Annotated in this window: 9 protein-coding genes; 1 reads left to right on the forward strand and 8 read right to left on the reverse strand. The window is 73.5% G+C overall.

What is annotated here, in order from left to right:
- Positions 1-209: 209 nt before the first annotated feature.
- From VNL12_RS16920 to VNL12_RS16950, 7 genes are all read right to left on the reverse strand, one after another.
- On the reverse strand, positions 210-1229 hold the full coding sequence (locus tag VNL12_RS16920; RefSeq protein WP_325596120.1) for an NAD-dependent epimerase/dehydratase family protein: 1020 nt from the start codon (positions 1227-1229) through the stop codon (positions 210-212).
- A 69-nt stretch (positions 1230-1298) separates the two neighbouring features.
- Positions 1299-1958 (reverse strand): M50 family metallopeptidase, encoded by a 660-nt coding sequence (locus VNL12_RS16925; RefSeq protein ID WP_325596121.1) that lies wholly within the window; start codon positions 1956-1958, stop codon positions 1299-1301.
- A 147-nt stretch (positions 1959-2105) separates the two neighbouring features.
- Positions 2106-3239, reverse strand: coding sequence for a nitronate monooxygenase family protein (locus VNL12_RS16930; protein ID WP_325596122.1), 1134 nt, complete (start codon positions 3237-3239; stop codon positions 2106-2108).
- A 138-nt stretch (positions 3240-3377) separates the two neighbouring features.
- Positions 3378-3557 (reverse strand): hypothetical protein, encoded by a 180-nt coding sequence (locus VNL12_RS16935; RefSeq protein WP_325596123.1) that lies wholly within the window; start codon positions 3555-3557, stop codon positions 3378-3380.
- Between the two features lie 65 nt (positions 3558-3622).
- Positions 3623-3940 carry an STAS domain-containing protein gene (locus VNL12_RS16940; protein ID WP_325596124.1) on the reverse strand — a complete coding sequence of 106 codons (318 nt, stop codon included), beginning with the start codon at positions 3938-3940 and terminating at the stop codon, positions 3623-3625.
- The gene (locus VNL12_RS16945; RefSeq protein WP_325596125.1) at positions 3928-5550 is read right to left on the reverse strand and encodes a PP2C family protein-serine/threonine phosphatase; all 1623 of its coding nucleotides are present in this window, start codon (positions 5548-5550) and stop codon (positions 3928-3930) included. Before VNL12_RS16945 ends, VNL12_RS16940 begins: the two co-directional genes overlap by 13 nt.
- Positions 5551-5811: 261 nt before the next feature.
- Positions 5812-6039 (reverse strand): hypothetical protein, encoded by a 228-nt coding sequence (locus VNL12_RS16950; protein ID WP_325596126.1) that lies wholly within the window; start codon positions 6037-6039, stop codon positions 5812-5814.
- A gap of 169 nt (positions 6040-6208) precedes the next feature.
- Between VNL12_RS16950 and VNL12_RS16955 the strand changes: the two genes are divergently transcribed.
- Positions 6209-7492 carry a PAS domain S-box protein gene (locus VNL12_RS16955; protein WP_325596127.1) on the forward strand — a complete coding sequence of 428 codons (1284 nt, stop codon included), beginning with the start codon at positions 6209-6211 and terminating at the stop codon, positions 7490-7492.
- 39 nt (positions 7493-7531) lie between these two features.
- Here the strand turns inward: VNL12_RS16955 and VNL12_RS16960 are convergent, their stop codons facing one another.
- The gene (locus VNL12_RS16960; protein ID WP_325596128.1) at positions 7532-8272 is read right to left on the reverse strand and encodes a GAF and ANTAR domain-containing protein; all 741 of its coding nucleotides are present in this window, start codon (positions 8270-8272) and stop codon (positions 7532-7534) included.
- Between the last annotated feature and the right edge of the window lie 303 nt (positions 8273-8575).

An 8575-nucleotide genomic window follows, 5' to 3' on the forward strand; every position in this document is an offset into this window, starting at 1 on the left:
CTGCGCCCTGCAGCCCGACCGGCCCGGCACGTCGAGCTTCGCCGCCCGGTAGCGCGCCACCTGGTCCCGCCGCCCCCTGCAGGCCGAGTACCTGCTGCGGCCCACTGGTCGGGGATCCGGGGGCCGGGACGCCCGATTCCGTGACCGGTTCGGACGAGTCCGGGTGACCAGGCCGCGGCCTGACCCGCCGGCTCGCGGCCAGGCGGGGGCTAGCTCCGGTCCCCGCCGAGGGTGGCCCGCAGGGCCTCGAGGCCGGTGAACCGGGGCCGCCAGCCGAGCACCTCCTTGGCCTTGGTGGCGTCCATGATCGACGGGTGGGTGGCGGCCTCGGCCCACTCGACGACCGGAGGGACGAACGACGGCAGGGGCAGGGCGGCGATGCCGCGCGCGGCGGCCTGCACGAGCCGGGCCGGCACGGCGAGCGGCGCCAGTCCGAGCTCGCGGGCCACGTCGCGCCCGGTGAGCACACCGTCGCCGGTGAGGTTGTAGGTGCCGGGCGGCCCGGCACCGACGGCGCAGAGCAGGAACGCCTGGCCGACGTCCTCCTCGTGGATGAGCTGCAACGGGAGGTCCGGGGTCGGCACCGGGAGGGGGACCGGCAACCGGTCGACGGCCCGGGCGACCCGGCGACCGATCGCGCCGAGCGGACCGGGCAGGAGGTCCTTGGCCCCCATGGCGTGGGGACCGAGGACGATCGGTGGGCGCAGCAGGTAGAGGTCGAGCTCGGGGGTCGAGGACGACGCGGTCTCCAGCAGCTGCTCGAGCTCGGCCTTCTCCTGGGCGTAGAAGAGCCGGGCCGCAGGCCGGGCCGGCCAGTCCTCGGTCATGCCCACCGGGTTGTCGCGGTGGAAGCCGTAGGCCGCCACCGACGAGGCGTAGACGAAGCGGCGGGCCCCGGCCGCCGCCGCCGCCCTGAAGGCGTTGAGCGTGCCGTCCACGTTGACCTCGCGGGTGACCTCTCGTGAGGCGGTGCCGGTGATCAAGAAGGCGAGGTGCATCACGACATCGGCCCCACCGAACGCGTCGGTGAGCGCCTCGGCGTCGCGCACGTCGCCCTGGCGGTACTCCATCTTCGACCAGCCGTGGGCGGCCGGGTCGAACGGACGCCGGGCGATGCCCACCACCCGACGGATGCGGGGGTCGGCCTCCAGCAGGGGCATCAGGCCGAAGCCGAACGTGCCCGTGGGGCCGGTGACGGCCACGGTGAGGTCGCTCTCGAGGCCAGGCATCGTCGGACGGTACCGCCGCGCCGGGCGCGCCGCGCCGTCCCTGCTCGGAGCGCCACCGGTCGCCGCCGGTCAGGTGGTGAGCACGGGGAGCAGCAGGGCGCCGGTGGCGGCGACGGCAGCACCCGAGATCACGATCATCGTCACCGCCCAGAAGGCGACCGGCAGCCACAACACCTCGGCCAGGACGGCCTGGTCGGAGCCGTCGCTCCGGCGCACGTGGCGAGCCGAGGCGATCGCCGCCCGCAGCCCGCCGAGCGCCCAGAGCACCGCCACAGCCGAGACCACCCCCGCCGCCACCGACTCCCCGGTCGTGGCGGCCAGGCTCGCCGCGACGCCGAGGACGCCGCTGACGACCAGCCCCCACCAGCTGCGGACCCAGACCACGGCCACGACGGCGGTGAGCCCGCCGAGGATCGCGGCGGTCACCACCTCGTGGCCGAGGCCGACACCGACGGCGAGGCCCACCGCCAGCGCGCCCGGCGCCGGGTGGCCCCACCACGCCACGAACCCACGGGGGATCCTCCGCTCGACCGACGCGCCGGACCACTCGGTGACCCCGGAGGTGTCGAAGCTGACCCGGATGCGTCGGACCCGACCCTCAGCCACGATCGCGGAGAGGGCGTGACCCAGCTCGTGGGCCAGGGTCACCCATCCTCGGCTGAGCCGCCACGCGGGGCTGAACACGGCGAGGACGCCGGCGACCACGCCCGCCGCGACCGCTTGGCTCACCGGTGGACCCTCGTCCGGTCGGGGGCCACATCGAGCGGGGTGCTGATCGCCGGGCGCCGATGAGCGCGGCCGGCTCCGCCGTCAGAGAGCCCGCACCTCCTGGTCCCCTCGCGGCGCTCGCTCACCGACACCACACCCTCTCCGAGCTCAGTCGGTCCGGAGGAAGCCCTCGAGGCGCTGCACGGCGTCGATGAACTCGTCGACCATCTCGAGCACCACCCGCCGGGTGGGGCGCACGGTGTTCATGCTGCCGACGACCTGGCCGACGAAGTAGGTGACGAGCTGGTTCGCGCCCGAGCCCGGCGCGGCGGCCACCCGACCGATGCGGGCCATGGCCGGACCGATCAGCAGCGGCTGGATCGGCATGGGCAGCGGACCGGGGCCCGCGGGATCCTCCCACTCGTCGGTCCACGCGGTGCGCAGCATCCGGGCCGGCTTGCCGGTCATCGACCGTGACCGCACGGTGTCGCCCGCCCCGGCGGCGAGGAACTTGTCCTTGATGAACGGGGGCACCTCGGCCTCCTCGGTGGTGAGCCACACCGACCCGCACCACGCGCCGTCGGCCCCGAGGGCCATCCCGGCCGCGAGCTGGCGACCGTTGCCGATGCCACCGGCGGCGAGCACCGGCACCTCGCCCACGGCGTCGACCACGTCGGGCACCAGGACCATGGTGGCGATCTGACCGGTGTGACCGCCCGCCTCGGTGCCCTGGGCCACGATCATGTCGGCGCCCGCCTCGGCGTGACGGCGGGCGTGGGCCACGGTGCCGGCCAGGGCGGCGACGGGGATGTCGGCGGCGTGGGCCCGCTCGAGGAAGTGGGCGGGAGGCGGTCCGAGAGCAGAGGCGACCAGGCGGGGTCGGTGGTCGAAGCAGACGTCGAGCAGCGGCGCCATGCTCTTGGGGTCGACGCGCATCCCACCGATGCCTCGGCCGGATGTCACGCCGTCGGGCAGGGGCGGCACGTCGAACCGGGTCAGCAGGTCGTCGAGGAACGCCTCGTGCTCGGCGGGCAGCAGGCCGGCAAGGCTGTCGGCGTCGAGGCCGCCCTCCTCGTAGCCGACGAAGCGCTCCGGCACCAGCAGGTCGACCCCGTAGGGCTTGCCCTTCACCTGGTCCTCGATCCACCGCAGGTCGACGTCGAGCTGCTCGGGGCTGTGGGCGACGGCGCCGAGCACCCCGCACCCGCCGGCGTTGGTCACCGCCGCGACCACGTCGCGGCAGTGGGAGAAGGCGAAGATCGGGACATCGATGCCGACCAGCTCGGTCGCTCGGGTGCGCATGGGTGGTCTCCAGGGGTCGCAGGGCCGGGAGCGGCGTCCCGGGGGAGGAGTATCGCGGTCGCTCCCCCGCCGCACCGCACCGCCGGTGCCTACTGGCGCGGCCTCTCAAGTGGTGCGGCCCGCACCGATCGGTCCCGCCTACCGGCGATCCCAGCGCACCAGCTCGACCAGGCGGTCGATGGCGTCGGCCAGGCCGGGCCACTGCGCCCGCACCCGTGCCACCTGCTCAGGATCCTGAGCCCACACGTCGCGCAGCCGGGCGACCGACCCCCACAGGCGCGCGGTGTGCACCCGTTCGGGGTCGGCGCGGCGGACCATGAACCCGAACGTAGCGCAAAGTACGAACTCACGTTCGATCTGAGGGCACTCACTCACTCACTCACTCACTCACTCGTCAGCACGTGGTCGACCCCGGTCACCTGCACCACTCGGAGCACGGCCACCGACGGGCTCCTCATCACCACCTTCGGGATCCGCGCCGCCGCCTCCAGCAGCACCGCCAACCCGGAGCTGTCGATGAACTCCACCCCTGCGAGGTCGAAGACCAGCGTTTCGGGCGACCCGGCGGCGACACCGTCCACCGCGTCCCTGAGGCCGCCCGCCGTCGACGCGTCGAGCTCGCCGGCGGCCCTGATGACCCGCGGGTCGGTGCTCGGCTCGACGGTGACGTCGAGCCACGTCTCGTCGTCTAGCTCAGCCATCTCACTCCCAGGATCGCAGTGTCGTCTCGCGTGCCCGCAGCAGCCATCCGGACGACGATCGCCCCGAGCAGGCCGTCGAGGGAATCCTCGTGCCGCCCGGCAGTCTGGCGCAAACGCTCGAGGCCCGCGTCGACGACCTCACCCCGGCGCTCGAAGAGCCCGTCGGTGAAGACCAGCAACGCCGTCCCGGCGTCGAAGGTGAACGAGCGCGACAGGTAGCCGCCGCCCTCCGCCGGCACCCCGACGGGGGCGCCGATCGGGAGGTCGAGGAAGCGTCCCGCGTCGCCCTCCACCACGAGCGGCGGCGGGTGACCGGCGCTGGCGACGGTGAAGGTGCGGGCCTCGCTGTCGACCGTGGCACACAGAACCGTCGCGAAGTGTCCGTCGCGCTCGAGGCGCAGGAGGTGTCCGAGCTTCTCGAGGATGACCTCGGGCCCGTGGCCCTCGATCGCGTAGGCCCGGATCGCGTAGCGGAGCGATGCCATCACCGTCGCCGCGCCGAGACCCCGGCCCGACACGTCGCCGACGACGAGCAGCACCGTGGTCTCGCCGGTGGGCACGACGTCGTACCAGTCGCCGCCGATGTCGAGGCCCTCGACGCCGGCCTCGTAGCGGGCGGCCAGCTCGAGACCGGGCACGGCCGGGAGCCGCTCGGGCAACAGGCTCCGCTGCAGGGTCTGAGCGACGGAGCGCTGCTCGCCGTAGAGCCGGGCGTTGTCGCTCGCCAGGTGCTCGGCGTGGGACCGACGCCGGAGGAGGCGGAGGGCCAGCACGGCGTAGCCGATCGACACCACGGCTCCCACGGCGGCGATCAGCCACGGGAGCACGGCCAGGAGCTCGCCCCCCAGGTCGTCGCGGGGTGATGCCACCAACAACAGCGTCGTGTCGCCGAAGGGTGCCGACGCGGTGGCCCTCCGCCCTGTGATCGGCAGGTCAGGCATGGTGGCGACGATGAGCCGGTCGGACCGCTCGGACTCGCCGAGGTACACGGCGAGGTCGAGGTCGGCGAACGCCTCGTCCTCGCGCTCGTAAGAGGACCGGGTCTCCTCGAGGCGGGCCTCGGCGTAGGTGACGTAGCGCGACTCCCGGCGGGGCGAGGAGGAGGCGTAGCCCAGGGTGGCGGGCTCCGCATCGAGCAGGTCGGCCACCGCGACCGCCGACGAGCGAGCGGCGCGATCGAGGTACGACGCGACCTCGCCATCGGGCTCCGAGGTCAGTGCGGGCCGGTCTCCGACGAAGACCACGAGCCGGGCTCGTCCGCCGGTCACCTCCCACAACGACGCCGACGATGACGAGCCGCCCTCGGCCACGAGCGGCTGCATCAGCCGGCGGAACGACGCCGTGTCCCCGTTCGTCTCCTCGGCGACCTCGACCGACGACGCCAGCGTGAGCTCCACGGTGGGCAGGTTGGAAGCCAGCACCGCCGAGGCCTCCCGGGTCCGCTGACGGATCAGCCGGTCCTCGTTGCGTTCACGGGCCGTGAGGGCGGCCACGGCCAGTGCCCCGGTGGCGAGGAGGCCGACGGCGAGCACGGCCAGTGTGGTCGCGGCCGTCCGGCGTCCGGCCACGGATCCGCCACCCATGTCGTCCTCGCCACCGCGTGATCCCATCGGCCCCTCGCGTCGGTGTGCCGGCACCCGATCTGACCGGGCGCGGGCACGCTACCGGGCGCCTGGGGCGCGGCTTCGGCGTCACCGATCCAGCCGCAGCCGGCCAGCGCGGCGGCGCAGACGGTCGCGACGACTGTGGCCCCCCGCACCGCCGAGACCCGCCGGGGTGCGAGCCGACCGGCGCGCGGCGCATCCTCCTGCGGGCGGCCGTCCGGGGTGGTGAGACGCCGGCCACGGCGCGCCCGGTCAACGGACATCGATCTATTCGCCGAGGTCCACCAGCTGGTCCTGCAGGGACCGGACCCGGGCCTCGAGCCGGGGGAGGTCGGTGGCGGAGGCGGCGCGGGCCCGGTCCCGCTCGTCGACCGCGTCGATCAGCTGGAGCTCCAGGCCGAGGCCACGGAACTCCGAACACACGTCGCCCGCCTGCCACTGCTCGACGGGCTCGCCCGCGGGTGCGGAGAGGTGGGGACGGAGGGATGAGAGCACGGTGGAGGCCTTTCGTGGGCGGGGGAGCCGCGTCGCTCTACCCGGGTCGTGTTGCGGTGAACGAACTTCGCGGTTTCCGTTGCGCGACGATGTGCCCTCGACGCCGCTGCTCACGCCCTAAGATCGCGTCGGGCGCACCCGGCATGGCTCTCGACCGGACAGGATCACGATGACGGTGGGCAGCGAGCTCGACGAGTCCGTCACGCTCCCGCCCGAGGCGTCGTCGGCGGGACGGGCGCGCCGGGCCGTGGCCGACCTCGTCACCCCCCTCGAGCCCGACCTCGCCGAGCACGGCGTGCTCCTCGTCAGCGAGCTCGTCACCAACGCCGTGCTCCACGCCGGGACCTCGATCGGGGTGCGGGTCCGAGCGACCACCGGGTGGCTCCGTGTCGAGGTCTCCGACGGCTCCACCCGCCAGCCGCACATCTGCGACTACAGCGCGGATGCCACCACCGGGCGCGGGCTCGACCTCGTCGAGGCCCTGGCCGCCCGGTGGGGCACCGAGGCGACCGGGGCCGGCAAGGTCGTCTGGTTCGAGGTGGGGACGCACCCCGACGCACGCGAGGATGGCTCCGGTCGCCCCGTGTCCCGGGCGGGCAGCACCTTCTCGGTGGTGCTGCGACAGGCGCCGGTGCACCTCTTGCCGGTGACCCTCGAGTCCGGCGACGCCATGTTGCGCGAGGTGTCGCTGCTGAGCATCGCCGGGGAGCTGGGCGAGGTGGCCAGCGGTGACTGGCAGGAGTCTGCGCTCGACATCGCCCCTTTCCTCGAGGCCGCCGCCGGCGCCGCCGAGCGCGGCCTGCACTCCACCGACCTCCACCTCGACCTGCCCGCCGGTGCAGGAGACGCCGCCCTCGAGCGCCTCGAGCGACTGGTCGTGGCCCAGCACCTGGCGACCTCGGGCCACCTGCTCGCCCGCCCTGACCTACACGAGCTCGTCAGCTGCCGTTCGTGGCTGCTCCAGGAGGTCAGCACCCAGGAGCAGGGCCGCGCGCCACAGCCCTGGACCCTGCCCGGTCCCACCGCACCGGTCTCCCAGAGGTCCCGACTGCGACCCGACGAGGTCGGCCGCCTCGAGCGTTCGACGGTGGCGACCGTCGTCGCCGACGACGCCAACCGGATCATCGGGTTGAACGGTGCGGCCCGCCGGCTGCTGGGCTGGGAGGCGGGCCGACTCGCCGGGCACCGGCTCACCGTGATCATCCCGCCCGAGCTGCGCCAGGCGCACCTGGCCGGGTACGCCCGGCACCAGCACACAGGGGAGGAGCGCCTCATCGGACGGCCCACCCGCGTGCCCGCCCTGCGACGCGACGGCACCCGCGTCGAGGTCGAGATCTCGATCACCACCTGGCCGACGGCGGCGGGAGGGACCTACTACCGCGCCGAGCTGCGCCCGCTCACCGCGGACACCGCATCGCCCGGCGTCGATCGCCAGGGATCCAGCACCGGCTGAGGAGTCCCAGCCCACTCCGTCTGCTCGACCAACCGGCCCTCAGCCGGCGTCATCCCGGTCTCGTAGCGACGGGTCGCGGCTGTCGCTGGACCTGGTGGCCATGACGTGGCGAGCGGTCTCGACCAGGGAGGAGCCGGTGTCCGCCGCCTGGCGTTGGAGGAACTCCCACGCCTCGCGTTGATCCATGCCGCGCAGGAAGATGAGCACCCCGACGGCGATCTCGACCTGCGCGGCGTCATCGACCACCTCGACGAGCCCCGCCACCATGTCGAGCGACGCCGCGTAGAGGGGGGAGTGAGCGATGACCTCGCCGGCGTACTCGGCGAAGGGGGCGATCTGCCGGGTCGTGTCGGCGGTGAAGGCGTTCGGCGTCTCGGAGTAGAGGTTGATCGATCCAACCGTCCCTCCGTCGAACAGCAACGGGATCGACAGCACGCTCTCGACGCCCTTCTCGATGGCACCGGGGGCGAAGTGCTCGAAGCGTTCGTCGTCTTGCAGCACGTCGATCCTGACCGGCGACTGGTCCTTCGCCGCGGTGAGGCAGGGCCCCTGATCGTGTCCGTACTGCACCAGGTCGGCCTCGATGGCCAGCTGGCTCGACGCTGCGCCCGTCACCGCGGACTCCTCGACGACGAGGGAGATGCTGACCGAGTCGCAGCCGGGCACGGTCCGTTCGAGGATCTCGGCGATGGCCTCGAGCTTCGCCGGCATGGTCCGTTGGGTGACGAGCAGACGATTGATCCGCTCGAGATCGTCTCGGAGCTCCGTGGGCAGGTCCATGATCGCCGATCTACCCGGCGACCCCCGCTCGACACATCTCCGGCCGCCAGCGCCGCTCAGGTCCGGATCGTGGTCCCCATGGCGTCGGGCGGCGCGAGGACGGCGATGCAGAGCTGCCTGCGAGGGTCTCAGGACGAGGCACGTTGCGGCTCCTCTCGTCGTCAGTCGAGGGCGGTCGCCCGGCTCGCCGTGGTGTGTTCACTGGTTCGGTCGGTCCGGGCTGCACGCCTTGCGTAGCGTTGCGGGTGACATGGCCGCTCCCGACGACGTGCAACCCGAGCAGCGGGCTCGCCAGCGGATCGA

The sequence above is a fragment of the Iamia sp. genome (assembly GCF_035575815.1).
Classification (GTDB): Bacteria; Actinomycetota; Acidimicrobiia; order Acidimicrobiales; family Iamiaceae; genus Iamia.